The following is a 25,005-nucleotide window of genomic DNA, read 5'->3' on the forward strand; positions in this document are numbered from 1 at the left end:
GCGGCGCGGGAGGCGCGGGAGGACGACGCCCTCGCGGACACGGTGCTGGACGTGATCGTGGGCCGGCTGGAGGTCACCTTTGTGCGTACGGGGTACGGGTCCGCGTCGTCACACGGCGGCGGTGCTCGTGCTCGTACTCGCCGAGCGGTGCCGCCCGGCGGCGGCCGCCGCGAGCCGGCCCAGGGCCTCGTCCCGGCCGCAGGCGTGCGCGCCCAGGGCCACGTGCCGGGCCACGATGCCGCGTTCGGCGCGCATCAGCCGCCAGCCGCGGCGCAGCAGGAACAGCGCGGACTTGCGGCCCTCGCGCAGATCGCGCGCGAGCCGGCGGCGGAAGGTGGTGGACGGCCGTCCGCGCAGACAGATCGCGTCGGCGAGCAGGCCCAGTTCCTGGCAGCGGGCGGCTATGTCCGCGGCGAAGATGCCCTCCGCGATGAACAGCGGGGTACGGGCGATGTCGAGGGTGTCCCAGCCGGTGCGGGAGCTGGTGGAGATGTCGTACACCGGCACGCCCGTCCGCCCCGTCGCGCACAGTCCGGCGATCGCGGCGACCGCGGCGTCGGCGTCCCAGGACAGCGGGGAGTCCCAGTCGATGTCGGAGCTGCCCTCCACCAGCGGGAGGGTCGGGTCGTCGGCTTCCTTGTAGAAGTCGTCGAGGCGCAGCACGGGCAGCCCTGAGCGGGCGGCCAGCGAGGATTTTCCGGAGCCCGACGGACCGGTCAGCAGGACGACTCGGGTCGGCGAAGGAGAGGAGGAGCTCACGGGACACCAGTCTGAACCATTCCCCCGGGTAGGGGATCCTCCCGGTGGCCGGTTGGTGTCCAGGAACACACCTCCACTACGCTGCGTGCGCACGCGAACACGACACGAGGCGGGGATCCCCATGGCACGTCACGCAGGCCCTCCGGCACCGAACCGGCTCCGCGGCGCCGGCCTCACGCTCTCGATGGCCGGCGCCGCCCTGGCGCTGGCGGCGGGCGGTGCGCAGGCCGGTGAGCTGGACGTACCGGCGGCGGTGGCCGGGGTGACGGACCCGATCGCGAACCTGAAGGTGAACCCGCTCGCGCACACCGGGGTGGACCCGCTGGACAACGGGGTGGCGACGAAGGTCGCGGACTTCCCCGCGGTGGGCACGACGGCGGTGACGGGGATCCTCACCCAGGGCCCCTCGGTGGGCGAACTCCCCACGGCGGCCGTGTCCTCGCTGCTGGGGCCGCTGGCCGCGCGCTGAGCCGCGCGCCCGCCGCTCCCGCGGAACGCCCGGGCCCCGGCAGCGGGGGAAGCTGCCGGGGCCCGGTGTGTGCCGGGGGCGCGTCCTAGTAGGACGAGCCGCCCGCGCCGAGGGATCCGGTGGGGTGCCAGACCGTCTTCGTCTCCAGGAACGCCGTCATACGGGACGTGCCCGGGTCCGCGTTCCAGTCGTCCACAGGCTGTGGACGCAGGACGCGCTTGAGGTTGTCGGCCGCCGCGATCTCCAGCTCCTTGGCGAGCGCCGTATCGGCGCCGGCCAGGTCGATCGCGTTGACGTCCTGGTGGGACGCCAGGTGCGGGCCCATCTCCGACGCCTTGCCGGAGAGGATGTTGACCACGCCGCCGGGCAGGTCGGAGGTGGCCAGCACCTCGCCCAGGGACAGCGCGGGCAGCGGGAACCGCTCCGAGGCGATCACGACGGCGGTGTTGCCCGTCGCGATGACCGGGGCGATCACCGACACGAGGCCCAGGAAGGACGAGTCCTGCGGGGCGACGACGGTGACGACACCGGTCGGCTCGGGGGTGGAGAGGTTGAGGAACGGGCCCGCCACGGGGTTGGCCCCGCCGACGATCTGGCCGATCTTGTCGGTCCAGCCCGCGTACCAGACCCAGCGGTCGATCGCGGCGTCGACGACGGCGCCGGCCTTGGACTTCGACAGGCCCTCGGCCTCGCCCACCTCGCGCACGAACTGCTCGCGGCGGCCCTCCAGCATCTCCGCGACGCGGTAGAGGATCTGACCCCGGTTGTAGGCGGTCGCGCCCGACCAGCCGCCGAACGCCTTGCGGGCCGCGACGACCGCGTCCCGCGCGTCCTTGCGGGAGGAGAGCGGGGCGTTGGCCAGCCACTTGCCCTTGGAGTCGGTCACCTCGTACACCCGGCCGCTCTCGGAGCGGGGGAACTTGCCCCCGACGTACAGCTTGTAGGTCTTGAAGACGTTCAGACGTACAGAGGACTCAGACATCGAGGTAAGCCTCCAGGCCGTGGCGGCCGCCTTCGCGGCCGAAGCCCGATTCCTTGTAGCCGCCGAAGGGCGAGGTCGGGTCGAACTTGTTGAACGTGTTGGCCCACACCACTCCGGCGCGGAGCTGGTTCGCGACCGCGAGGATGCGCGAGCCCTTCTCCGTCCAGATACCGGCGGACAGGCCGTACTGGCTGTTGTTGGCCTTGGCGACCGCCTCACCGGGCGTGCGGAAGGTCAGGACGGACAGCACGGGACCGAAGATCTCGTCGCGGGCGACGGTGTGCGCCTGGGTGACGTTCGTGAAGAGCGTCGGGGCGAACCAGTAGCCGGCGGACGGCAGCTCGCAGGCCGGGGACCAGCGCTCGGCGCCCTCGGCCTCGCCGGTCTCCGCGAGCGCGGTGATCCGGGCCAGCTGCTCGGCGGAGTTGATCGCGCCGATGTCGGTGTTCTTGTCGAGCGGGTCACCGAGGCGCAGTGTGGACAGGCGGCGCTTGAGGGAGTCCAGCAGCTCGTCGTGGATCGACTCCTGGACCAGGAGGCGGGAGCCCGCGCAGCAGACCTGGCCCTGGTTGAAGAAGATGCCGGTGACGATGCCCTCGACGGCCTGGTCGATGGGGGCGTCGTCGAAGACGATGTTCGCGCCCTTGCCGCCGAGCTCCAGCGTCACCTTCTTGTCGGTACCGGCGACCGCGCGGGCGATGGCCTTGCCGACGTTGGTGGAGCCGGTGAAGGCCACCTTGTTGACGTCCGGGTGCTCGACGAGGGCCGCGCCCGCGTCGCCGTAGCCGGTGAGGATGTTGACGACGCCCTTGGGCAGCCCGGCCTGGCGGCAGATGTCCGCGAAGAACAGCGCCGACAGCGGGGTGGTCTCGGCGGGCTTGAGCACGACGGTGTTGCCGGCGGCCAGGGCCGGGGCGATCTTCCACGCGAGCATCAGCAGCGGGAAGTTCCAGGGGATGACCTGGCCGGCGACGCCGAGGGGGCGCGGGTTGGCGCCGTAGCCCGCGTGGTCGAGCTTGTCGGCCCAGCCCGCGTAGTAGAAGAAGTGCGCGGCGACCAGCGGGAGGTCCGCGTCGCGGGTCTCCTTGATCGGCTTGCCGTTGTCCAGGGTCTCCAGGACGGCCAGCTCGCGGCTGCGCTCCTGGATGATCCGGGCGATGCGGAAGAGGTACTTGGCGCGCTCGGAGCCGGGCAGCGCGGACCACTTCTCGAAGGCGCGGCGGGCGGCCTTCACGGCGCGGTCGACGTCGGCGGCGCCGGCCTGGGCGACCTCGGAGAGGACCTCCTCGCTGCTGGGCGAGACGGTCTTGAAGACCTTGCCGTCGGCGGCCTCGGTGAACTCTCCGTCGATGAAGAGCCCGTAGGAGGGGGCGATGTCGACGACCGAGCGGGACTCGGGGGCCGGCGCGTACTCGAAGAGGGAAGTCTTGTTGTCCATGTTCATGGGGTCTCAGTCCACCGTCACGTAGTCGGGACCGGAGTACCGGCCGGTGCTCAGCTTCTGGCGCTGCATCAGCAGGTCGTTGAGCAGGCTGGAGGCGCCGAAGCGGAACCACTCGTTCGTGAGCCAGTCCTCGCCCACGGTCTCGTTGACCAGGACCAGGAACTTGAGGGCGTCCTTGGTGGTCCGGATGCCGCCGGCCGGCTTCACGCCGATCTGGATGCCGGTCTGCGCCTTGAAGTCGCGGACGGCTTCGAGCATGAGCAGGGTGTTCGCGGGGGTGGCGTTGACGCCGACCTTGCCGGTCGAGGTCTTGATGAAGTCGGCGCCCGCGAGCATGCCGATCCAGGAGGCGCGGCGGATGTTGTCGTAGGTCGACAGCTCGCCGGTCTCGAAGATGACCTTGAGGCGGGCGGCGCTGCCGTCGGGGCGGACGCACGCCTCCTTGACGGCCTTGATCAGCTCGTACGTCTCCAGGTAGCGGCCGGCGAGGAAGGCGCCACGGTCGATGACCATGTCGATCTCGTCGGCGCCGGCGGCGACGGCGTCGCGGGTGTCCGCGAGCTTGACCGGGAGGGCGGCGCGGCCGGCCGGGAAGGCGGTGGCGACGGAGGCGACCTTGACGTCGGCGCCGTTCAGGGCCGCCTTGGCGGTGGCCACCATGTCGGGGTACACGCAGACGGCGGCCGTCGTGGGCGTGGTGCGGTCGGTCGGATCGGGGTGGACGGCCTTGGCGGAGAGCGCCCGGACCTTGCCCGGGGTGTCCGCGCCTTCGAGCGTCGTCAGGTCGATCATCGAGATGGCCAGGTCGATGGCGTACGCCTTGGCCGTCGTCTTGATCGAACGGGTGCCGAGGGAGGCCGCGCGGGCCTCCAGACCGACAGTGTCGACGCCGGGCAGCCCGTGCAGGAAGCGGCGCAGCGCACTGTCGGACGTCGTCACGTCAGCGAATGCGGTGAGGGTGGTGGGCATGGTCACCAGATGAGCATATCTACGCGCGTAGCGACCTGTCACCCCCCTCACCCGGTTCCGGCCGATCCGCTATGGAATCGACACCTCCGGCCCCGGAGCGGGCGGCTGCGGCCCCGTCGGCCGATCTCGTCGCGCGAAACGGCGTGGGGCAGAATCGACCCCATGAGCAGCAGCCAGCAGCAGCCGACCGGCGAGCCGGTCTACGACGACCGGGTCTACCGCTCCTCCATGGGCGTCGTCTCGGGGGTACTGCTGCTCGCGCTGACGGCGTGGCTCTGCGGGGACGCCGTCCTGCGGGGCTCGGGCAGCACCCCGTGGATCGCGCTGGCGGTCGCGCTGTGCGCCGTACCCCTGATCGTGGCCTTCACCATCCGCCCCGCCGTCTTCGCCAACGACGACCGGATGCGGGTGCGCAACCCCTTCCGGATCATCGAGCTGCCCTGGGCGTCCGTGGACGCGGTGCGCGCGGGGTACTCGGCGGAGGTGCTGGCCGAGGGCGCCAAGTACCAGCTGTGGTCGGTGCCCGTCTCGCTGCGCGAGCGGAAGAAGGCCAACCGCCAGCGGCTGCGCCACGAGGGCCTGCGCGACCGGGAGCAGCGGGAGCCGGGCCGCCGGGTTCCGGTGCCGGCGGAGCCGATGCGGGCCAACGCGGACAAGGTCGTGGAGCAGCTGCAGCAGCTGGCCGAGCGCGGTGCGGAGCGGCCCGGCGCGCAGGGCGGGGTGAGCGTGCGCTGGTCGTACGAGATCATCGCGCCCGCGGTGGCCGGGGCGCTGCTGCTGATCGTGCTGCTGGCGACGCGCTGACCCGGAGGCGGGCGCGCGGGTGCTTCCGTGATGCGCCCGTGACCGCCGTGGCTCCCGCCACATGCCGCGCGCCGGCGGAACCACCGCCGCCGGGCGGTGCGTCCACGCAGGTGTGCAGCGTCATGAGGCCGGCGGCAGCCCCGCCAACGCCACCGCGATCGATCTCCGTCTCCGACTTCTGGCCGGGTTCCTGCTCGCCGCCCATCTGGTGGCCGTCGGCTGGCTGACCCTGGCACCCCTGGACCTCCCCTGGACCTCCGCGGGCAATATGACCCCGCTGGCCGGGATCCGGGCGGACCTGGCGCTCGGGCCGGTGGAGGCCGCGCGGCGGATCGGCGAGGGGCTGGCGCTGCTGGCCCCGCTCGGGGTGCTGGTGCCGCTGGTGAGCGGGCGGCTGCGGCTGTCGCGGCTGGCCGCCTGGTCCTCCCTGATGCGGACCGCCGCGGCGGGCGCGCTGGTGTCGCTGAGCATCGAGATGCTGCAGAGCGGGGTCCCGGGCCGGGTGGTCGACGTGGACTCGGTGCTGCTCAACACCCTCGGTGTACTGATCGCGCACGCGGCCGTGGTCCCGGCGCTGCGGGCGCGGCTGGCTCGCTCACTTCCCGTTTATCAGGGGGACACCCCGAGGATTTCCAGGGTCGGGATCGGTCCGTGGACCGACGTTCTCTCCGCCGTTCCGCGGGAATATTGAGGCATCGCAAGGAAAGCGATCCCTACGAAGGAGAACCTCATGAGCGCCCTGGTCCGCCCCCGTGACGGCCGCTGGATCGGTGGAGTCTGCGCCGGCCTGGCACGGCGTTTCGGAATGTCCGCGAACACGATGCGCGCGATTTTCGCCGTCTCGTGCCTGCTGCCCGGCCCGCAGTTCCTCGTCTACATAGCCCTGTGGGTGCTGCTGCCGAACGAGAAGTCCACCTCGGCCGCCTGGTAAACCCGTACCGGCGGCCCGTGGCGGGGCCCGCTCAGCCGGCCTTGGCGAGCTTGTCCAGCTGCTTGTCGGCCACTTCCTGCGGCACCTGGGCCTTCTGGCCGGCGGAGGCCACGTTGAGGGCCATCAGCCGTACGACGGTGCCGCCCTCGCGTACGACGACCAGGTGGACCTGGGCCGAGACGCCCTGGGCCGCCGCGGTCGTGGTCCAGCTGACGGTCTCGTCGCCGCCCGTGCGGTACTCGGCGGCGCGGACCTCGCGGTAGCTGCCGGTCTGCTGGCCGACGGTGGCGGAGAAGCCCGTACCGCAGGCGGGGACCGCGGCCCGGAGCCGGGCCATCAGGGTCCTGGCGTCGCTCTCGGCGTAGGAGCTGACGGAGGCGGAGACGGCCAGGCCGACCTGCTTCTGCGAGCCGATGCCGCGGTTGACGGTCTCGCGCGCGGCCGGGTCGGGCTTGTCGCCCATGATGTCGGCCAGCGGCTGGCACGCCTTCTTGTCGGCCTGCGGCTGGCCGTCCGGAGCGCCCGGGTTCTTGCCCTGCGCGGAGATCTGGTAGCCCGGCAGGTCGCCCTGGGCGAGCGCGGCCCGCTCCAGCCTGCTGCCGGAGGCCGGCGCGGCGGTTCCGGCGGACGGTGCCGGGGCGCCGGGCGCACCGGGTGCGCCGGAGGCGGTGCCCGGGGAGCCCTTCGGGTCGGGGGACCTGCCCGTCGCGGGGGCGTTCGTACCGCCGCACCCCACGGCCGCCAGGAGCAGGGCGGGAACCAGCGCGACCATCGTCGCTCGTGCCTTCATGCGCATGACCGAGAACCTCATACCCCGTGCGTCGGCGGGCAGTTGGTGGTGATCGTGGCACACGGCACGACGTGGCGCCCACCCGTCCGAACGGGCATGCGCCACGCGTGCGCGCGTACGGGTCCCGCAGGGATCAGGCGCCGAGGCCGCTCGTCGGCAGGCCGCCCAGGAGGCCGGTCACCGGGGCGAGCGCGGCGGCCGGGTCGCTGGCGTCCTGGCCGCCCTTGCCGTCCACCTGCTGCTGGCTGGTGACGCTCTGGAGCGCGCCGGTGGCGGTGCCCAGCGCGTCGGTCACACCGATGGCGGGAACGGCGGCGGAGGCGGTCCCCGCGGCGACGGCGGCGAAGGCGGCACCGAGGGCGGCGACACCGAGGGTCTTGGCAGCTGACTGCTTCATGAAGGGATTCCTTGCGACGGGTAATGGAGCGGCTCCGCAAACTAGCCACTTCAAACCCCGGCCCGCAAACATCCGTTTATACGAGAAAGCGCCCGGGAATTGCCTCTCCCGGGCGCTCTCCGTAGGTCAGGCCATGGCCTACGAACCGACGGAACCGCTGGTGGAAGCGGTCTGGCGGAACAGCCACTCCGACTTGAGCTCGGCATAACCGGGCTTGATGACCTCATTGATCATCGCCAGTCGTTCATCGAAAGGAATGAACGCGGACTTCATCGCATTGACGGTGAACCACTGCATGTCGTCCAGCGTGTAGCCGAAGGTGTCCACCAGGTGCTCGAACTCGCGGCTCATGCTGGTGCCGCTCATCAGGCGGTTGTCGGTGTTGACCGTCAGCCGGAAGTGCAGCTTGCGCAGCAGGCCGATGGGGTGCTCGGCGTACGAGGCGGCCGCGGCGGTCTGCAGGTTCGAGGTCGGGCACATCTCCAGGGGGATGCGCTTGTCCCGTACGTAGGAGGCCAGGCGGCCCAGCTTCACCGAGCCGTCGGCGGCGACCTCGATGTCATCGATGATCTTCACACCGTGGCCGAGGCGGTCGGCGCCGCACCACTGCAGGGCCTGCCAGATCGACGGCAGGCCGAACGCCTCGCCCGCGTGGATGGTGAAGTGGTTGTTCTCGCGCTTGAGGTACTCGAAGGCGTCGAGGTGGCGGGTGGGAGGGAACCCGGCCTCGGCACCGGCGATGTCGAAGCCGACCACGCCGTTGTCGCGGTAGCGGTTGGCCAGCTCCGCGATCTCCAGCGCGCGGGCCGCGTGGCGCATCGCGGTCAGCAGGGCGCCGACGCGGATGCGGTGGCCGTTGGCCCTGGCGCGGCGCTCACCCTCGCGGAAGCCGTCGTTCACGGCCTCGACGACCTCTTCGAGGGTCAGGCCGGCTTCCAGGTGCTGCTCGGGCGCGTAGCGGATCTCGGCGTAGACGACGCCGTCCTCGGCCAGGTCCTCGGCGCACTCGGCGGCGACCCGGAACAGGGCCTCCTTCGTCTGCATGACCGCGCAGGTGTGCGCGAAGGTCTCCAGATAGCGCGGGAGGGAGCCGGAGTCGGCGGCTTCGCGGAACCAGACGCCGAGCTTGTCGGCGTCGGTCTCGGGGAGGTTCTCGTAGCCGACCTCGCGGGCCAGCTCGATGATGGTCCCGGGCCGCAGCCCGCCGTCCAGGTGGTCGTGCAGCAGCACCTTCGGGGAACGGCGGATCTGATCCGGGGTCGGCAGGTTGGGGGTGTCGCTCGTCATCTGCGCACTCTACTCCTACGCGCGTAGAGCGGAGGGTCCCCCGCAGACGTCGATATGTAACAGAGACCGCGCGGACGGATGGCGTACACCCGGGCGTCTGAGACTGTTCCGCCATGGCACAGCATGCGCCGCCGGCGCGCGGGGCCCGTCTGGGACGGGCGGCCGGCGCGAGAACCGGCTCAGGTACGACGCACAGCCCGGTCATCGGGGTGGTCCTCCTGCTCCCCGGGACCTCCAGATTCTCCCCCGGCCCGGTACGGCCGCTCGCGCGGGCGCTGGCCCGGGCGGGCGGGGCGGAGGGGCTGGTCACCCACACCGTCGTGCACGGCGGGGACTCCCCCCGGGAGGACCAGGCCCGCTGGGCGGCGGACGAGGTGGTGCGGCGCTACGGGGACGTGGCGGTGTGCCTGGCCGGCTACGGCGCGGGCGGTCTGGCCGCCCTGCGCGCGGCGGGCCACGAGGCCGTCACGTCGGTGCTGGCGATGGCCCCCTGCCTGGCGGGGGCGGGGGCTTCGGCCTCGGACCCGCCGGAGCCGGTGAAGCAGCTGTCGGGGCGGCAGGTGCTGATCGTGCACGGTACGAACGACGCGCGCAGCGATCCGGAGGGCTCCTTCCGGCTGGCGGAGCGGGCGAAGAAGGCGAACCGGGCGACCTGCCGCTTCGAGGTGCACTCGGACGGCCACGGGCTGCGCGAGCACCAGGCGGAAGTGGTGGCGCTGGGCGTGGACTTCGTGCTCGGGGCGGTCTTCTCGGGCCGGTACTCGCGCCCGCTGACCGACGCCCTCGCCGCCCCGCCGCCGCTGGGGCTGCGCATGCCGCTGGCCTCGGGCTTCGGGAGGTCCCTGCGGGGGTGAGGCGGGCCCGCGGGGGTGCGGCGGCCCCGCAGGCAGTGCGAGCGGGTGAGGCGGGCCCGCCGGGGTGCGGCGGCCCCGGCCGCTCAGGCGGCGGGCGGCTCCAGTTCCGGGATCAGGCGGCCGCGGTGGGAGAGCAGGAAGCGCTTGAACTCCGCGACCGGCGGGGTGTCGGGGTGGCCGTCGAGCCAGGCGACGCCGATCTCGCGCACGGCGCGCGGGGCGGTGACGTTCAGCTCGACCACCCCGGGCCGGGCCACGGCCGGCGGCGGCAGCAGGGCCACGCCGAGCCCGGCGGCGACCAGGCCGCGCAGGGTCTCGGCCTCCTCGCCCTCGAAGGCGACGCGTGGGGTGAAGCCCGCCTCCGCGCAGAGGTCGTCGGTGATCCGGCGCAGGCCGTAGCCGGGCTCCAGGGTGACGAAGGTTTCCTCCGCGGCCTCGGCGAGGCGGATGCGCTTGCGTCCGGCCAGGCGGTGGTCGTCGGGCACGACCAGCCGCAGCCGCTGCTCGTCGAGGCGGCGGGTGACGAGGCCGGGGGCGTCGGGCAGCGGCGAGGTGAGGCAGAGGTCGAGCTCGCCCGCGCGCAGCTTCTCCAGCATGGCCTCGCCGTAGTTCTGCACGAGGGAGAAGCGGATGCGCGGGTGGTCGGCGCGGAAGGCGCGGATCAGCCCGGGTACGGTCTCGGAGCCCAGGGTGTGCAGGAAGCCGAAGGCGACCTTCCCGTAGGCGGCGTCGGCGTCCTGCTGGACGGAGGCGGCGGCGCGGGCGATCCCTTCGAGGGCCTGCTCGGCGGAGGCGAGGAAGGTACGGCCCGCCGTGGTGAGGGCGACGGTGCGGCCCTTGCGGGCGAACAGCGAGACGCCCAGGTCCTGTTCGAGGCGGACCATGGCCCGGGACAGGGTGGACTGCGGGACGCCCAGCTCATGGGCGGCGCGGGTGACGTGCTCGTGCCGGGCGACCGCGACGAAATAGGCCAGCCGGGGAGCCAGCGATGTTGTCACGGCCATGTCTTCTACGTAACGGTTCGTCGACATCCATCCTCCTGACCTCCGCTGATGCGGCAGTGGATCGATTATCGCGATTCTATGCATTGGACGCATGAAACACACGGGCCTACCGTCGAAGCATGCCTCCCGCTCATACCGGGGCACCCGTCATCCCGGGTGCCTCCACCCCGTCGTCCCCCGCACCGGAACCCCACTCCCCCGGCCGCCCCGGCTACCGCCGGATGAGCTTCGCGCTCTTCGCCGCCGGTCTCGCGACCTTCGCGCTCCTCTACTCCACCCAGGCGCTGCTGCCCGCGGTCTCCGCCGACTTCGGCGTGACGGCCGGGCAGGCCAGCTGGACGGTCTCCGCGGCCACCGGGGCCCTCGCCCTGTTCGTGCTCCCGCTCAGCGCGCTCTCCGAGCGCTTCGGCCGCACCCGGATGATGACCTGCTCGATGGTGGTGGCCGTCGGCATCGGCCTGCTGGTGCCGTTCGCGCCGAACCTGGAGTGGCTGGTCGTCCTGCGCGCGGTCCAGGGTGCGGCGATCGCGGGTATCCCGGCCTCCGCGATGGCGTACCTGGCCGAGGAGGTCCGGCCGCAGGCGCTGGTCGGCGCGATCGGCCTGTTCGTGGCGGGCAATTCCATCGGCGGCATGAGCGGCCGCCTCGTCACCGGCTGGGCGGCCCAGCTGTGGGGCTGGCGGGCGGGTCTGGCCGCCGTCGCGCTGATGGCGCTGGGCTGCGCGGTCGTCTTCCTCGCCCTGCTGCCCCGGGCGCGGTTCTTCCGCCCGGCGTCGCTGAACCCGCACGCGGTGGGGCGTACCGTCGCCGGACATCTGCGCGATCCGCTGCTGCTGCGGCTGTACGGGATCGGCGCGCTGTTCATGACGGTCTTCGGCGCGGTGTACACCGTCATCGGCTACCGGCTGGTGGACGAGCCGTTCTCGCTCGGCCAGGGCGTCATCGGCTCGGTGTTCCTGATCTACCTCGTCGGCACCGTCTCCTCCGCGGCGGCCGGCAAGCTCGTCGCCCGCACCGGCCGGCGCGGGGCGCTGTACCTGGCCGTGACCACGACGGCGCTGGGGCTGCTGCTGTCGCTGGCGGATTCCCTCGTCCTGGTGGTGCTCGGCCTGGTCCTGATCACCGCGGGCTTCTTCGCCGGGCACGCCGTGGCCTCGGCCGCGGTCAGCCGGACCGCGAAGACGGGCCGGGCGCAGGCGTCCGCCCTCTACCAGTCCGCGTACTACCTCGGCTCCAGCGCGGGCGGCACCCTCGGCGCCCTCGCCTACCACGAGGCGGGCTGGGCGGCCACGGTCGGGATCGCGCTGCTCGCCGTACTGGGCGTCGTGTCCATCACCCTCTACGGGACGCACGCGGCCCGCGCGGAACGGCGCATGCCGGCGTCCGCGGCGGGCGCGCGCTGACGGGAGTTCGCTTCCGCCGGAGGCAACCCCTGCTCGTTTTCCGGGCATTGAACACGGAGGACGAAGTGCGGTGAGCAGGGGAGGACCGGATGGGGACGCGAACGGCACGGATGCGCGCGGGACATCGCGCGGCGATGTGGGGCGGAGCGGTGGCGCTGGCGCTGCCGCTGGTGGTGGTCGCGGGAGGCGGAACGGCAGAGGCCGCCTCCTGCAACCTCACCACCGGGCCGCACCAGAAGGACGTGGAACGCTTCCTGGGGCGGCCGGTCGACGGCAGGCAGTCGGCGGCCGACTGCACGGCCATCAGGTCGTTCCAGAACACCCACGGCATCACCCCCGCCCAGGGGTACGCGGGCCCGCTGACCTGGCGGACGATGAGCACGATGCTGGCCCAGCGGGCGGCCGGCAGCACCCCGAACGCGGCGGGCGCCTGCCCGGTGGACCGGGGCCGGATCGCCTGCGTGGACCTGACCCGCCAGCTCAGCTGGATCCAGGACGGGACGGCCGTGACGTACGGCCCGGTGCCGGTGCGTACGGGCAAGGACGGCACGGAGACCCGGATCGGGCTGAAGAAGATCTACCACCGCGACATCGACCACTGGTCGACGCTGTACAACGTCTCGATGCCGTACGCGCAGTTCTTCGACGGCGGCATCGCCTTCCACTCGACCACCAAGAGCATGTGGAACCCGCCCGGTTCGGGGGGTTGCGTGAACATGCGGCCGGCCGACGCGAAGGCGTACTGGAACCTGCTGGGGAAGGGCGAGGACGTCTACGTCTACGGGCGCAAGCCGGGTACCTGACGGGCGGCTCGGGCCGGGGCCCGGGCCGGCGCTCGGGCTGCGGCTCGGGTTACGGCGCGCTCTGCGGCAGCGGATCCGGGGCGGGGCGGGCCAGGCGGTCCAGTCTGCGGAGGCTGGACCGGCGCTGGAGGAGGGACAGGCCCGCCACCGCCGCCCCGAGGGCCAGCCAGCCCGCGGGGCCCGCGGCCATCACCACGCCGGTCAGCAGCGGCGGCCCGGCGGACTTCTGCACGGACTGCGCCATCCCGGCCACGCCCAGGTACGAGGCGCGCGCCTGCGCCGGGGCGAGGGAGACGGCCAGCTCCCAGGAGCTGACCGAGCGCAGCAGCTCGGCGCCGGTGGCCAGCACGGCGGCGGCGAGCAGGGCGGCCGAGGCCGCCCAGGGGCCGCCCGCGCCGGAGACGGCCAGCAGGGCGCAGCAGGCCAGGGTGGTGAGCCCGTAGAGGACCACCGCTCCGGCGGCCTGGCGGGGGGTGTCGACCCGGGTAGAGACGGTCAGCTGGAGGAGGACGACGAGCACGGTGTTGACGACGAGGAAGGCGGGGATCAGCGCGTGCGGGGCCTCGGTGCGGCCGACCAGCCAGAGGGGGATGCCGATGGCGAGGAGGGAGTCGTCCAGGTGCAGGGGGACGTCCAGGAGGACGAAGCGCAGGTAGCCGCGGTCGCGCCAGGGGGTGGGGCCGGGTGATCCGGGCCGCGCGGCGGGGCCGGGTGATCCGGGCTGCGCGGTGGGACCGGGTGATCCGGGCTGCGCGGCGGGGCCGGGCGGGGCCGCCGCCGCGGTGACGAAGCCACGGCCGCGCGGTTCGCTCGTACGCCGGACCAGGGCGGCGGCGACGAGGAAGGACAGGGCGTCGGCCAGGATCAGCACCTGGTAGGCGCCGCGGGTGCCGACGGCGAGGCCGATGGCCGCGAGTCCGGCGCCGAGGGCGTAGCCGGCGTTGGCGGCACTGCGGGACAGCGCCTGGTAGGTGACGCGGCGCTCGCCCGCGACGCGGGTGGCGAAGAGCATCTCCAGGGTCTTGGCCCCGCGGTCGCCGAGGTGGGTGACGGCGACGACGAGCAGCAGCAGCGTGAAGTCGGTGACGACCAGCAGCAGGCAGAGGGTGCCGAGGCGCAGCAGGTGCGCGGCGATCAGCAGGGAGCGCACCGGGAAGCGGTCGGCGAGGTGGCCGGCGAGCGGTGATCCGGCGATGCCCGCGACCCCGGACACCCCGAGCAGCAGGCCGATGCGGCCGGGGTCGAGGCCGAGGACGAAGGTGAAGTAGAGGACGCTGGCGGCCGCCCATACGCCGGTGCCCGCGCGGTCCAGCAGCTGGGCGAGGAGCATGATCCGCGCGTCGCGGCCGCCCGGGGGCCGGCGCAGCTGCGCCCACAGCCCGGCCCGCGCCGGCTTCCGTTCCTCCGCACCGCGCCGCACCCCGCGCCTCCCGCCCCCGTCGACATCCAGGGCAGCAGCCTGCCGGAGATTAATCTCGACGTCAAGATACTTGATATCGAGAGGTATGGTGCGGGCCGTGCTCCGGGCTGCCGTTGTCAGACCCCTCCGGTAGGTTCCGAAGGAGTCAGACCATCAGGGGGATGGAGCGTTATGAGCGACCTCGCCACCACCACGACCGACCTCGACGCGGCGATGGACCGGTACCGGGTCGAGCTCACCGGCTACTGCTACCGGATGCTCGGCTCCTCCTTCGACGCCGAGGACGCGGTGCAGGACACGTACCTGCGCGCCTGGCGCAGCCACGGCAGCTTCGAGGGGCGCGCCTCGCTGCGGTCCTGGCTGTACCGGATCGCCACCAACGTCTGCCTGGACCTGTTGAAGGCCGGCAACAAACGGGCCCGTCCCATGGACCTGACCGCGCCGCAGCACCAGGCGTCCGCCGTGCTCAACGAGCGCCCCGAGGTGACCTGGCTGGAGCCCGTGCCGGACGGGCGGGTGCTCCCGCAGACCGCCGACCCGGCGGAGATGGCGCTGGCGAAGGAATCCGTACGACTGGCCTTCGTGGCCGCCCTCCAGCACCTGCCGGCCAAGCAGCGGGCGGTGCTCATCCTGCGCGAGGTGCTGGCCTGGAAGGCCGAGGAGGTCGCGCAGCTCCTGGACACCACGGTCGCCTCGGTGAACAGCGCCCTCCAGCGCGCACGGGCCACGCTCTCGGGGCAGCGGCTGCGCCCGAGCGAGCCGGCGGACCCGCTGGACGCGGAGCAGGCCCGGCTGCTGGAGTCGTACCTCGCGGCCTTCGAGGCGTACGACATCAGCCGGCTGACCACGCTGCTGCACGAGGACGCCGTGCTGTCGATGCCGCCGTTCGACCTGTGGCTGCGGGGCCCGGCGGACATCGCCGCCTGGCACCTGAACCAGGGCATCGGCTGCAAGGGCTCCCGGCTGGTCCCGGCCACGGCGAACGGCCTGCCGGCCTTCGGCCAGTACCGGCCGCGCGAGGACGGGCTGCCGGGGCACACGCCGTGGGCGCTCCAGGTGCTGGAGATCTCAGAGGGCCGGATCGTCGGCCTCAACGCCTTCCTGGACACCGCCCGCTGGTTCCCCCTCTTCGGCCTCCCCGAGCAGCTCGACGAGTCCTACGAGATCCAGCAGCGCCCGTAGCGCGGGCGCGGCCCCCACCACCCGGAACGGCCGCCCCCGCGCGACAAGCCGCAACCGCGCCAACACCTCCACGACCCCGAGCCCACCGTCCCCGACCCCCCGCACATCACACTCCACGCCGGGCGCCCCGTCGTCGTACATCCGCTCCAGCCGCACACAGAGCACCCGCACGTCCTCAACCCCGGGCCCGGCAATCCACATCCTCTCCACACCCCTCTGACTCCACCCCCGCCCGAAACTCATCGGCCTGAGCGGGGGCGGGGTCAGGGGCGGCCGGGGGTTCGGGTGATCCAGCCGGCCGCGCGCCACTGGTCCGTGTCGAGGGTGCCGCGGGCGTCGATGAGCTTCGGGGTGGTGGTGCGGGTGGCGAGGCGCCTGGGGTCGATGGTGGTGAAGTGGTGCCACTCGGTGAGGTGGAGGAGCAGGTCGCAGTCGTCGACGGCGGCGATGGGGTCCTCCACGTAGTCGAGCCCGGGGTGGAGCTTGCGGGCGCTGTCGAGGGCCTTGGGGTCGCTGACGGTGACGGCGGCGCCGAGGTCGTGGAGGGTCTGGGCGACCGCCAGGGCGGGTGAGTCGCGGATGTCGTCGGTCCCGGGCTTGAAGGCGGCTCCCCAGACGGTGATGCGCCTGTCCCGCAGGTCGCCGCCGAGTTCTTCGCGGGCGAGGTCGACGACCCGTCGGCGGCGGCGCGTGTTCACGGCGGCGGCCTCGCGGAGGATGCCGACGGCCTGGCCGGCGTCGAGGTCGTCGGCCCGGTCGATGAACCCGGCGAGGTCCTTGGGCAGGCAGCCCCCGCCGAAGCCGAGGCCGGGCCGCATGCCGTGGCGGCCGATGCGGTGGTCGTGGCCGAGGATGTCGGCGAGCTGGGCGGCATCGGCGCCGGAGGCTTCGCAGACCTCGGCCATCGCGTTGATGAAGGAGATCTTCGTGGCGAGGAAGGAGTTCGCGGCGCCCTTGGCGAGCTCGGCGGTGGCCCAGTCCGTGACGATCGTGGGCGTGCCCGAATCGATGATCCTGGCGAACGCCTGCCGCAGCAGAGCCTCGGCCCAGGAATGGGCGGCGTTGAAGCCGAGGACGAGGCGGTCGGGGCGGAGGGTGTCGTCGACGGCGAAGGACTCGCGGAGGAATTCGGGGTTCCAGGCGACCTCGACGCGGTCCCCGGCGGGCGCATGCTCGCGCAGGATCTGGGCGATGCGGGGTGCGGTGCCGACCGGCACGGTGGACTTGACAGCGACGACGGCCGGGGCCGTCAGGCCGGGGGCCAGGTGGCGGACGGCGTCGAAGAGGTGGCTGAGGTCGTAGGCGTCGCTTCCGGGCTGCGACGGGGTGCCGACGCCGACGAAGTGCAGGTCGGCGAAGTCGGCGGCCTCGCCGTAGGAGGCGGTGAAGCGGAGCCGGCCGGAGGCGGTGTGCCGGGCGAGGAGGCCGTCGAGGTCGCGTTCGAAGAACGGGGCCTTGCCGGAGTTGAGGGTGTGGACCTTGTCGATGTCGGAGTCCATGCCCAAGACCTCGTGGCCGAGCTCGGCCATGCAGGCGGCGTGGGTGGCGCCGAGGTAGCCGCAGCCGATGACGGTCATCTTCATGAGCGGGGTCGTCCCTTCGGGTGGGGCCGGCGTCGCCCTCACCCGTGGCCCGCCCGGACGGCGGGACCGTGAGGATGCCGAGGCGGCCTGTGCCCTCATCACACCCGCTGGCGGTGGTGCGAGGGAGGGCTCGCACGGGGGCTCACAACTCGCAAAGCGGGCTCACCCAGGGTGCGGAGAGCAATACCCTCGGTGGCTCCGGACGCGGAGAGGCGAGCGGCCTCCCCGCGCCCTGCCGGAATGCGTGCGGCTGGACATGCCCAGCCGGAGCGGCCCGGCCTCGTGGCGTTTCCTCGCCGGCGGCCAGGCCGCCGGCCTGGTGGAACAAAGGGGATTCGGGTGGCGTCGACCAGCCGCCGGAAGCGTCCGCCGAACGCGGATCTGGACCGGCTCATCGAGACCTGCGGCGCCAGCCACAAGTCCCTGGCCCTGCGGGTGAACCAGCTCGCCCAGCAGGCCGGAATCACCACGGACTACTCGCACACCTCCCTCGCGAACTGGTGCCGCCGGGGCATGATCCCCAAGTGGCCGGTGCCCACCCTCCTCGCGCAGGCGATCTCCGAACGGCTCGGCCGCCCCGTATCACTCGGCGAGATCGGTATGGGCGAGGCCAGGACACCGGACGCGGATCTGGGGTTGGATTTCCCGCGGGACCGTGCTGACGCGGTCGAAGTGGCCACCTCGTTCTGGAGTTTCGTGAACCGCCGCGACTTCCTCACCGGATCCGGCTTCGCCGTCTCCGCGTTCACCACCCCCGTGACCCGCTGGCTGGTCACCCCCGCCGACGAGGCGGCGGGCATGGCCGGCGGCAAGAAGCAGGTCGGCCGGGCGGATCTGGAGGAACTCCGGGACGCGGCCGAAGAGGCCCGCCGCTGGGACTCCAAGTACGGAGGCGGGAACTGGAAGGCCAGCTCCGTCACCGTCTGCCTCCAGGAACGGGCCGCCCCCCTGCTGCGGGGCTCCTTCACCGACGCCGTCGGCCGGGACCTGTTCTCCGTCACCGGCGAGCTGTCCCGCCTGGCCGGGTGGACCGCCTTCGACGTCGGGCAACACGACGTCGCCCAGAGGCACTTCATCCAGGCACTGCGCCTCGCCCGCGCGGGCGGAGACATCCAGCTCGGCTGCTACGTCCTCACCACCATGGCCATGCAGTCCCTGCTACGCGGCTTCGGCTCCGAGGCCGTCGACATGACCCAGGGAGCCTACGAACGGGCCAAGGGCCGGGCCGCCCCGCGGGTCCTCGCGTTCACCAAGCTCATCGAGGCGCGGGCCCACGCCCGCGAGCGGGACGCCAGGGCCGCCGCGCGGGCCCTGGCGGCCTCCGAAGACCTCCTGGGCCAGGCGGACACCGCCGCGACCGGGGCGGAACCCGCCTGGATCGACTTCTACCACCACGCGAGGCTGTCGGCGGACGCCGCCGAGGTCTTCCGCGACCTGAAGAACCCCAAGGCGGCCCTTGCCTGGAACCAGCGGGCCGCCGCGATGCCGTCCGGGGTGTTCACCCGCTCGGTCGGGATGCGGCTGGCGATCGTGGGGACCGCCCACCTCCAGGCCCGCGACCTCGACCACGGCCTGGAGCTCGGCAACCGGTCCGTGGACATCCTCGCCCGCGTCCGGTCCTCCCGCGCGAAGGACTACGTCCGCGAGTTCAACACGGCTCTCGCCCCGTGGCACCGCGAGCCGGCCGTCCGCGATTTCCTCCACCGCACCCGTACCGAACTGGGCATCGCGGCCTGAGCACGTCGTGCCGTACTCCCGCTTCGGCACGGGCCCCAGCATGCCGAACGGGACCGGTGGGGGGCCACCGGTCCCGTTCACTCGAAGGGGAAGACGCAGGTCAGGCGATGCGGTCCAGGATGATCGGGGTGGCGGTGAAGGTGGTGCCCGTGGGGGCGATGTCGTACGTGTCCGTCAGGGCGGCGAGGGCGTAGTCGAACTTTTCCGGGGTGTCCGTGTGCAGGGTCATCAGGGGCTGGCCCGCCGTGACCGTGTCGCCCGGCTTCGCGTGGAGCTCGATGCCCGCGCCCGCCTGCACCGGGTCCTCCTTGCGGGCGCGGCCCGCGCCGAGGCGCCAGGCGCCGACGCCGACGCCGTACGCGTCCAGGCGGGTCAGGACGCCCGACTCCGGGGCGGTGACCACGTGCTGCTCGCGGGCCACCGGCAGGGCCGCGTCCGGGTCGCCGCCCTGGGCCGCGATCATCCGGCGCCAGTGGTCCATGGCCGAGCCGTCGGCCAGGGCCTTCGCCGGGTCGGCGTCCTTGATGCCCGCCGCCTCCAGCATCTCCTTCGCCAGCGCGATGGTCAGCTCGACCACGTCGGCGGGGCCGCCGCCGGCCAGGACCTCGACCGACTCGCGGACTTCGAGGGCGTTGCCGGCCGTCAGGCCGAGCGGGGTGGACATGTCGGTGAGCAGCGCGACCGTCTTGACGCCCGAGTCGGTGCCGAGGCCCACCATGGTGCGGGCCAGCTCGCGCGCGTCCTCGATGTTCTTCATGAAGGCGCCGGAGCCGACCTTCACGTCCAGGACGAGCGAGCCCGTGCCCTCCGCGATCTTCTTCGACATGATCGAGGAGGCGATCAGCGGGATGGCCTCGACGGTGCCGGTGACGTCGCGCAGCGCGTACAGCTTCTTGTCGGCCGGGGCCAGGCCGTCGCCCGCCGCGCAGATGACCGCGCCGGTGGTGTCGAGGACGTGCATCATCTCCTCGTTGGAGAGCAGCGCGCGCCAGCCGGGGATGGACTCCAGCTTGTCGAGGGTGCCGCCGGTGTGGCCGAGGCCGCGGCCCGAGAGCTGCGGTACGGCCGCGCCGCAGGCGGCGACCAGCGGGGCGAGCGGGAGGGTGATCTTGTCGCCGACGCCGCCGGTGGAGTGCTTGTCGGCGGTGGGGCGGGAGAGCGCGTCGAAGTTCATGCGCTCGCCGGAGGCGATCATCGCCGCGGTCCAGCGGGCGATCTCGGTGCGGTTCATGCCGTTGAGCAGGATGGCCATCGCCAGGGCGGACATCTGCTCGTCGGCGACGACACCGCGGGTGTAGGCGTCGATGACCCAGTCGATCTGCTCGGGGCTCAGCTCACCGCGGTCCCGCTTGGTCCGGATGACGGAGATGACGTCCATGTGGTGCTTCTTTCTACGCGCATAGAGAGAGGGAGAGGGGTGCGGCCCGGAGGAAGTGCGACGGCCCTCCGCCCCGGCAGGGGCGAAGGGCCGTCGGCACGGCTATCTGAGGTGTCCGGGCCCGAAAGCCTGGGGCAGCATCGCCGCAAGCGGCAGGATCCCGTCGGGGGTGTCCACCTGCAGCTCGTCGCCGCCGAACTCGTACAGCAGCTGGCGGCAGCGTCCGCAGGGGACGAGGATCTGGCCCTTGCCGTCCACGCACGTGAAGTGCGTGAGGCGGCCGCCGCCGGTGGCCTGGAGGGAGGAGACCAGTCCGCACTCGGCGCACAGGCCCAGCCCGTAGCTGGCGTTCTCGACGTTGCAGCCGGTCACGACGCGGCCGTCGTCCACGAGGGCGGCGACCCCGACCGGGAAGCCGGAGTACGGGGCGTACGCCCGGGTCATCGCGTCCCGGGCGGACGTCCGCAGGGCTTCCCAGTCCACGGAAGGACCGGTCACGGCAGGACCGGTCACGGCAGGACCGGCCACGGCGGAACCGGCCACGGCCTGACCGCCCGTGGCGGAACCGTCCGCGGCCTGACGGTCCGCCGCCTGACGGCCCGCCGCCGGACCGTTCTGCTCCGGCGTCACTTGCCCTGGCCCTTGCGGTACGGCATGCCGTCCGCCTTCGGCATCCGCAGGCGCTGCGCCGACAGGGCGAGCACGAGCAGCGTGGTCAGGTACGGGGCCGCGTCCACGAACTGGCTCGGCACCGAGTCGGTCGTCGCGTACCAGACGAACAGCAGCGCGGCGAAGGCCGCCGAGATGCCGGCCTGGAGGTACTTCTTCTTGTAGAGCTGCCAGGCGCAGACCATGACCAGCAGGATCGCGATCAGCAGCAGCATCGCGTGCACGTTCTCGGCGCCACCGCGCAGCTTGAGGCTGTCGATGAAGCCGAAGAGGCCGGCGCCCAGCGCCATGCCGCCCGGCATCCAGTTACCGAAGATCATCGCGGCGAGACCGATGTAGCCGCGGCCGCCGGTCTGGCCCTCCTGGTAGATCGGGCTGGCGACCTCGGACAGGTACACGCCGCCGAGGCCCGCGAGGGCACCGGAGATGATCACGGCGATGTACTTGTACTTGTAGACGTTGACGCCCAGGGACTCGGCAGCGATCGGGTTCTCACCGCAGGAGCGCAGGCGCAGGCCGAAGGAGGTCCGCCACAGCGCCCACCAGGTGGCGGGGATCAGCAGCAGGGCCACGACGGTGAGCAGCGAGATCTCGGTGATCAGGCCGCCGATGACGCCGGCGAGGTCCGAGACGAAGAACCAGTGCTTGGCCTGGAGGTCGGCCATCCAGTCCGAGAGTCCCGGAATGGTGATCTTGGCGATGGGCTCGACCTGCGGGGACTGCTTGGAGGAGCCGCCCGGGGCCTCGGCGAAGGTGAAGTTCGACAGGTACTGGGTGAAGCCCAGCGCCAGGATGTTGATGGCCACACCGGAGACGATGTGGTTGACGTTGAACGTGACCGTGATGACCGCGTGCAGCAGGCCGCCGACGGCGCCGCCGGCGATGCCGACGAGCACACCGGTCCAGGGGCCCCACTGGTAGCCGGCCCAGGCACCGAACCAGGTGCCGAGGATCATCATGCCTTCGAGGCCGATGTTGACCACGCCCGCGCGCTCGGCCCACAGACCGCCGAGACCGGCGAGGCCGATCGGCACGGCGAGGGAGAGGGCGCCGGAGACCTGGCCGACGGAGGTCAGGTCGTTGGCGCCGGAGATCAGGCGGACCAGCGAGACCAGCGCGAGACCACCCGCGACGATCAGCAGGATCCACGGCAGGGTGAGCTTCTTGCGGCCGCCCGGGGCGGGCGCCGCCTTCTTCGTGGAAACGGTGCTGGCGCTCACGCCGCGACCTCCTTCTCGGTCTTCATGGCGTGGCCCGCGGCCAGTTCCTCGCCGACCTTCTGCTGCTGACGGCGGATGCCGTAGCGGCGGATCAGCTCGTAGGAGACGACCACCGCGATCACGATCAGGCCCTTCATGATCGTGCCGATCTCCTTGGCGTAGCCGGCCGTGTCGAGGCCGGCGGACGCCTTGTCGATGAAGGCCATCAGGAGGGCGGCGAAGAAGATGCCGACGGGGCTGTTGCGGCCGAGCAGGGCGATGGTGATACCGGTGAAGCCGACACCCACGGGGAAGACGAGGGTGTACGTGTGGCTCTCGCCGAGCAGGACGGGCATGCCGGACAGACCGGCGACGGCGCCGGAGATCAGCATCGCGGTGACGATCATCTTCTTGGAGTCGACACCGGAGGCCGCGGCGGCGGACTCGCTGGCGCCGCTGGCGCGCAGGTCGAAGCCGAAGCGGGTGCGGTTGAGCACGAACCAGTAGACGATGCCGAGGGCGAAGGCCACGAAGGTGAAGCCGTAGATCTCGCCCGAGTCGCCCATGGACAGGGCCGGGAACCAGCCGGACTCGGCGATCTCACCGGTGGTGAGGTCGTTGGAGCCCTCCACCTGGACGCCGAGGTTCTTCGGCAGGATCAGCCAGGCGATGAGGCTGGTGGCGATGGCGTTCAGCATGATCGTCGAGACGACCTCGCTGACACCGCGCTTGGCCTTGAGGACACCGGCGATACCGGCCCAGAAGGCACCGGTCAGCATCGCGACGACCACGATCAGCAGGATGTGCAGCGGGCCGGGCAGCGCGATCGCGCCGCCGACCACGGCGGAGATCATCGCGGCGAGGCGGTACTGGCCGTCGACGCCGATGTTGAAGAGGTTCATCCGGAAGCCGATGGCGACGGCCAGGGCTGCCAGGTAGTACGTGCCGGCCTGGTTGACGATGAGGATCTGGACGTCCTCGTAGCTGCCGTTCTCGACCATGATGCGCAGCGGCTCGATCGGGTTGATACCCGTCGCCGCCAGCACGATCATGGTCAGCACGAAGGCGCTGACCAGCGCGAGCAGGGGCCCGGCGATGGCGAGCATCAGCCGGTCCTTGTCGAATGTCTTCATCGGGCCTCGTCCTCCGTCGTGTCACCGTCGGCAGCGGCGGAGTGGTTGTCGGTTGCTTCCAGGTGCCCCGTGGCGGCGCCCGTCATGGCGGTGCCCAGCTCCTCGGGGGTGACGGTCGCCGGGTCGGCGTCCGCGACCAGGCGGCCGCGGTAGATCACCCGCAGGGTGTCGGACAGGCCGATGAGCTCGTCCAGGTCGGCGGAGATCAGCAGGACGGCCAGGCCCTCGCGGCGGGCCTCGCGGATCGCGTCCCAGATCTGCGCCTGCGCGCCGACGTCCACACCGCGGGTGGGGTGGGCGGCGATGAGGAACTTCGGGTTGTGGCTCATCTCGCGGCCGACGATCAGCTTCTGCTGGTTGCCGCCGGAGAGCGAGGCCGCGGTGACGTCGATGCCGGGCGTGCGGACGTCGTACTCGCGCACGATCCGCTCGGTGTCCTTGCGGGCCGCCTTCGGGTCGAGGATGCCCCTCTTGGAGTTGGGCGCCTCGGTGACGTGGCCGAGGATGCGGTTCTCCCAGAGCGGGGACTCCAGCAGCAGGCCGTGGCGGTGGCGGTCCTCGGGGATGTAGCCGATGCCGCCCTCGCGGCGCTTGCGCACCGAGAGCTTGGTGATGTCGGCGCCGTCGAGGGTGATGGCGCCCGCGTCGGGGGCCATCATGCCCATGAGGGCTTCGATCAGCTCGGTCTGGCCGTTGCCCTCGACACCGGCGATGCCGAGGATCTCGCCCTTGTGGATCGTCAGGCTGACGTCGTCCAGCAGGAGGCGGCCGGCCTCGGCCTTCTCCAGGGTCGCGGAGTCGGGGGCGCCCGCCGGCGCCATGACCTCCGGCTCGGCGACGAGCACATCGCCCGCGGCGACGGTCAGGCCCGTGACCTGGAGCATCGGGGTCGTGGTCACCGTGGACTCGCGGGTCTCCGGCGAGGGCAGCTCCGCACCGACCATCAGCTCGGCGAGCTGCTTGGGGGTGGCGGTCCTCGGGTCGGCGGTGCCGACGGTGGTGCCGCGCCGGATGACGGTGATGTCGTCGGCGACCTTCAGCACCTCGCCCAGCTTGTGCGAGATGAAGATGACGGTCAGGCCCTCGGACTTGAGCTCGCGCAGGTTGTCGAAGAGCGCGTCCACCTCCTGCGGCACGAGCACGGCGGTCGGCTCGTCGAGGATGAGGATCTTCGCACCGCGGTAGAGGACCTTGAGGATCTCCACGCGCTGGCGGTCGGCGACACCCAGGTCCTCGACGAGGGCGTCGGGACGCACGCCGAGGCCGTACGCGTCCGAGATCTCCATGATCTTCTTACGCGCCTTGGCGCCGATGCCGTACAGCTTCTCGCCGCCGAGAACGACGTTCTCCAGGACGGTGAGGTTGTCGGCCAGCATGAAGTGCTGGTGCACCATGCCGATGCCGCGGGCGATGGCGTCGCCGGGGGTGTTGAAGGCGACCTGCTCCCCGTCGATGGCGATGGTGCCCTCGTCCGGCTTCTGCATGCCGTAGAGGATCTTCATCAGGGTCGACTTGCCGGCGCCGTTCTCACCGATCAGGGCGTGGACCGTGCCCTTGCGGACGGTGATCGCGATGTCCTTGTTGGCGACGACGCCGGGGAAGCGCTTTGTGATGCCGTGCAGTTCTACGGCGAGGGGCGGGCTGGACGCGTTGATGACGCACTCTCCTTGGCGCGAAAGGAGCGGAAGGCAGGGAGGACAGGGCGGGGAGTGAAAGTATCGCGTCCACGATGCTTCTACGCGCGTAGCACTGTCGGAAGTGAAAACTCGCGGCCACGAAGGCCGCGTGGTCACAGACTAGTGATCACA

At 72.1% G+C, this 25,005-nt stretch carries 24 protein-coding genes; 9 read left to right on the plus strand and 15 right to left on the minus strand.

Translation table 11 applies throughout. The features are described from left to right. Positions 1 to 108: 108 nt before the first annotated feature. A complete protein-coding gene (locus tag ABZ873_RS18355) occupies positions 109 to 882 on the minus strand; it encodes a uridine kinase (RefSeq protein WP_360872582.1) in 774 nt (257 codons plus the stop codon). Between ABZ873_RS18355 and ABZ873_RS18360 the strand changes: the two genes are divergently transcribed. After that, positions 881 to 1,228, plus strand: coding sequence for a hypothetical protein (locus ABZ873_RS18360; protein ID WP_360872584.1), 348 nt, complete (start codon positions 881 to 883; stop codon positions 1,226 to 1,228). The genes ABZ873_RS18355 and ABZ873_RS18360 overlap by 2 nt on opposite strands. An 85-nt stretch (positions 1,229 to 1,313) precedes the next feature. Here ABZ873_RS18360 and ABZ873_RS18365 read toward each other — a convergent pair whose 3' ends face one another. The 3 genes from ABZ873_RS18365 to deoC are packed head-to-tail and all read right to left on the minus strand — an operon-like array spanning position 1,314 to position 4,623. Continuing rightward, positions 1,314 to 2,210, minus strand: a complete 897-nt coding sequence (locus ABZ873_RS18365) for an aldehyde dehydrogenase family protein (protein ID WP_360872587.1) — start codon at positions 2,208 to 2,210, stop codon at positions 1,314 to 1,316. Continuing rightward, positions 2,203 to 3,648 carry an aldehyde dehydrogenase family protein gene (locus ABZ873_RS18370; protein WP_360872590.1) on the minus strand — a complete coding sequence of 482 codons (1,446 nt, stop codon included), beginning with the start codon at positions 3,646 to 3,648 and terminating at the stop codon, positions 2,203 to 2,205. Before ABZ873_RS18370 ends, ABZ873_RS18365 begins: the two co-directional genes overlap by 8 nt. Positions 3,649 to 3,660: 12 nt before the next feature. Next, positions 3,661 to 4,623, minus strand: a complete 963-nt coding sequence (deoC, locus tag ABZ873_RS18375) for a deoxyribose-phosphate aldolase (protein WP_360872748.1) — start codon at positions 4,621 to 4,623, stop codon at positions 3,661 to 3,663. A gap of 162 nt (positions 4,624 to 4,785) precedes the next feature. Between deoC and ABZ873_RS18380 the strand changes: the two genes are divergently transcribed. From ABZ873_RS18380 to ABZ873_RS18390, 3 genes are all read left to right on the plus strand, one after another. Continuing rightward, positions 4,786 to 5,427: a PH domain-containing protein gene (locus ABZ873_RS18380; RefSeq protein WP_360872593.1), complete on the plus strand. Its 642-nt coding sequence runs from the start codon at positions 4,786 to 4,788 to the stop codon at positions 5,425 to 5,427. 112 nt (positions 5,428 to 5,539) lie between these two features. Beyond that, on the plus strand, positions 5,540 to 6,118 hold the full coding sequence (locus ABZ873_RS18385) for a VanZ family protein (protein ID WP_360872595.1): 579 nt from the start codon (positions 5,540 to 5,542) through the stop codon (positions 6,116 to 6,118). Positions 6,119 to 6,157: 39 nt separating this feature from the next. Continuing rightward, the gene (locus ABZ873_RS18390; RefSeq protein ID WP_360872597.1) at positions 6,158 to 6,358 is read left to right on the plus strand and encodes a PspC domain-containing protein; all 201 of its coding nucleotides are present in this window, start codon (positions 6,158 to 6,160) and stop codon (positions 6,356 to 6,358) included. Positions 6,359 to 6,389: 31 nt separating this feature from the next. Here ABZ873_RS18390 and ABZ873_RS18395 read toward each other — a convergent pair whose 3' ends face one another. The 3 genes from ABZ873_RS18395 to ABZ873_RS18405 form a co-directional block, all read right to left on the minus strand. Continuing rightward, positions 6,390 to 7,154 (minus strand): hypothetical protein, encoded by a 765-nt coding sequence (locus ABZ873_RS18395; protein ID WP_360872599.1) that lies wholly within the window; start codon positions 7,152 to 7,154, stop codon positions 6,390 to 6,392. A gap of 127 nt (positions 7,155 to 7,281) precedes the next feature. After that, a complete protein-coding gene (locus tag ABZ873_RS18400) occupies positions 7,282 to 7,545 on the minus strand; it encodes a hypothetical protein (protein WP_360872602.1) in 264 nt (87 codons plus the stop codon). Positions 7,546 to 7,683: 138 nt separating this feature from the next. After that, the gene (locus ABZ873_RS18405) at positions 7,684 to 8,832 is read right to left on the minus strand and encodes an adenosine deaminase (RefSeq protein WP_360872605.1); all 1,149 of its coding nucleotides are present in this window, start codon (positions 8,830 to 8,832) and stop codon (positions 7,684 to 7,686) included. Between the two features lie 113 nt (positions 8,833 to 8,945). On the opposite strand from ABZ873_RS18405, the gene ABZ873_RS18410 reads away from it, so the two are divergent. Further along, a complete protein-coding gene (locus ABZ873_RS18410) occupies positions 8,946 to 9,686 on the plus strand; it encodes an alpha/beta hydrolase (RefSeq protein ID WP_360872608.1) in 741 nt (246 codons plus the stop codon). Between the two features lie 83 nt (positions 9,687 to 9,769). Here the strand turns inward: ABZ873_RS18410 and ABZ873_RS18415 are convergent, their stop codons facing one another. Continuing rightward, a complete protein-coding gene (locus ABZ873_RS18415; protein ID WP_360872751.1) occupies positions 9,770 to 10,747 on the minus strand; it encodes a LysR family transcriptional regulator in 978 nt (325 codons plus the stop codon). A 62-nt stretch (positions 10,748 to 10,809) separates the two neighbouring features. Here ABZ873_RS18415 and ABZ873_RS18420 point away from each other — a divergent pair, with 62 nt between their 5' ends. Together ABZ873_RS18420 and ABZ873_RS18425 are read left to right on the plus strand one after the other, a co-directional pair. After that, positions 10,810 to 12,093 carry an MFS transporter gene (locus tag ABZ873_RS18420; RefSeq protein ID WP_360872611.1) on the plus strand — a complete coding sequence of 428 codons (1,284 nt, stop codon included), beginning with the start codon at positions 10,810 to 10,812 and terminating at the stop codon, positions 12,091 to 12,093. A 134-nt stretch (positions 12,094 to 12,227) separates the two neighbouring features. Continuing rightward, on the plus strand, positions 12,228 to 12,896 hold the full coding sequence (locus ABZ873_RS18425) for a L,D-transpeptidase (RefSeq protein ID WP_360872753.1): 669 nt from the start codon (positions 12,228 to 12,230) through the stop codon (positions 12,894 to 12,896). A 49-nt stretch (positions 12,897 to 12,945) separates the two neighbouring features. On the opposite strand, the gene ABZ873_RS18430 is transcribed toward ABZ873_RS18425, so the two are convergent. Further along, a complete protein-coding gene (locus ABZ873_RS18430; RefSeq protein ID WP_360872614.1) occupies positions 12,946 to 14,316 on the minus strand; it encodes an MFS transporter in 1,371 nt (456 codons plus the stop codon). Between the two features lie 171 nt (positions 14,317 to 14,487). On the opposite strand from ABZ873_RS18430, the gene ABZ873_RS18435 reads away from it, so the two are divergent. Further along, positions 14,488 to 15,498 (plus strand): sigma-70 family RNA polymerase sigma factor, encoded by a 1,011-nt coding sequence (locus tag ABZ873_RS18435; RefSeq protein WP_360872617.1) that lies wholly within the window; start codon positions 14,488 to 14,490, stop codon positions 15,496 to 15,498. A 263-nt stretch (positions 15,499 to 15,761) separates the two neighbouring features. Here ABZ873_RS18435 and ABZ873_RS18440 read toward each other — a convergent pair whose 3' ends face one another. Then, entirely contained in the window at positions 15,762 to 17,081 is a 1,320-nt protein-coding gene (locus ABZ873_RS18440; RefSeq protein WP_360872620.1) for a UDP-glucose/GDP-mannose dehydrogenase family protein, read from the minus strand. 339 nt (positions 17,082 to 17,420) lie between these two features. Here ABZ873_RS18440 and ABZ873_RS18445 point away from each other — a divergent pair, with 339 nt between their 5' ends. Next, complete coding sequence (locus ABZ873_RS18445) at positions 17,421 to 18,818, plus strand: sporulation protein (protein WP_360872623.1); 1,398 nt, start codon at positions 17,421 to 17,423, stop codon at positions 18,816 to 18,818. Positions 18,819 to 18,918: 100 nt separating this feature from the next. On the opposite strand, the gene ABZ873_RS18450 is transcribed toward ABZ873_RS18445, so the two are convergent. The 5 genes from ABZ873_RS18450 to ABZ873_RS18470 all read right to left on the minus strand — a co-directional run bounded on the left by ABZ873_RS18450 (position 18,919) and on the right by ABZ873_RS18470 (position 24,852). Continuing rightward, positions 18,919 to 20,196, minus strand: a complete 1,278-nt coding sequence (locus ABZ873_RS18450) for a thymidine phosphorylase (protein WP_360872626.1) — start codon at positions 20,194 to 20,196, stop codon at positions 18,919 to 18,921. A gap of 102 nt (positions 20,197 to 20,298) precedes the next feature. Next, complete coding sequence (locus tag ABZ873_RS18455) at positions 20,299 to 20,694, minus strand: cytidine deaminase (RefSeq protein ID WP_360872628.1); 396 nt, start codon at positions 20,692 to 20,694, stop codon at positions 20,299 to 20,301. Positions 20,695 to 20,822: 128 nt separating this feature from the next. Beyond that, a complete protein-coding gene (locus ABZ873_RS18460; RefSeq protein WP_360872631.1) occupies positions 20,823 to 22,085 on the minus strand; it encodes an ABC transporter permease in 1,263 nt (420 codons plus the stop codon). Further along, the gene (locus tag ABZ873_RS18465) at positions 22,082 to 23,197 is read right to left on the minus strand and encodes an ABC transporter permease (RefSeq protein ID WP_360872634.1); all 1,116 of its coding nucleotides are present in this window, start codon (positions 23,195 to 23,197) and stop codon (positions 22,082 to 22,084) included. Before ABZ873_RS18465 ends, ABZ873_RS18460 begins: the two co-directional genes overlap by 4 nt. After that, positions 23,194 to 24,852, minus strand: a complete 1,659-nt coding sequence (locus tag ABZ873_RS18470) for an ABC transporter ATP-binding protein (protein WP_360872756.1) — start codon at positions 24,850 to 24,852, stop codon at positions 23,194 to 23,196. Before ABZ873_RS18470 ends, ABZ873_RS18465 begins: the two co-directional genes overlap by 4 nt. Positions 24,853 to 25,005 lie beyond the last annotated feature (153 nt).

This window comes from Streptomyces sp. NPDC047014 (genome assembly GCF_040644195.1).
Classification (GTDB): domain Bacteria; phylum Actinomycetota; class Actinomycetes; order Streptomycetales; family Streptomycetaceae; genus Streptomyces.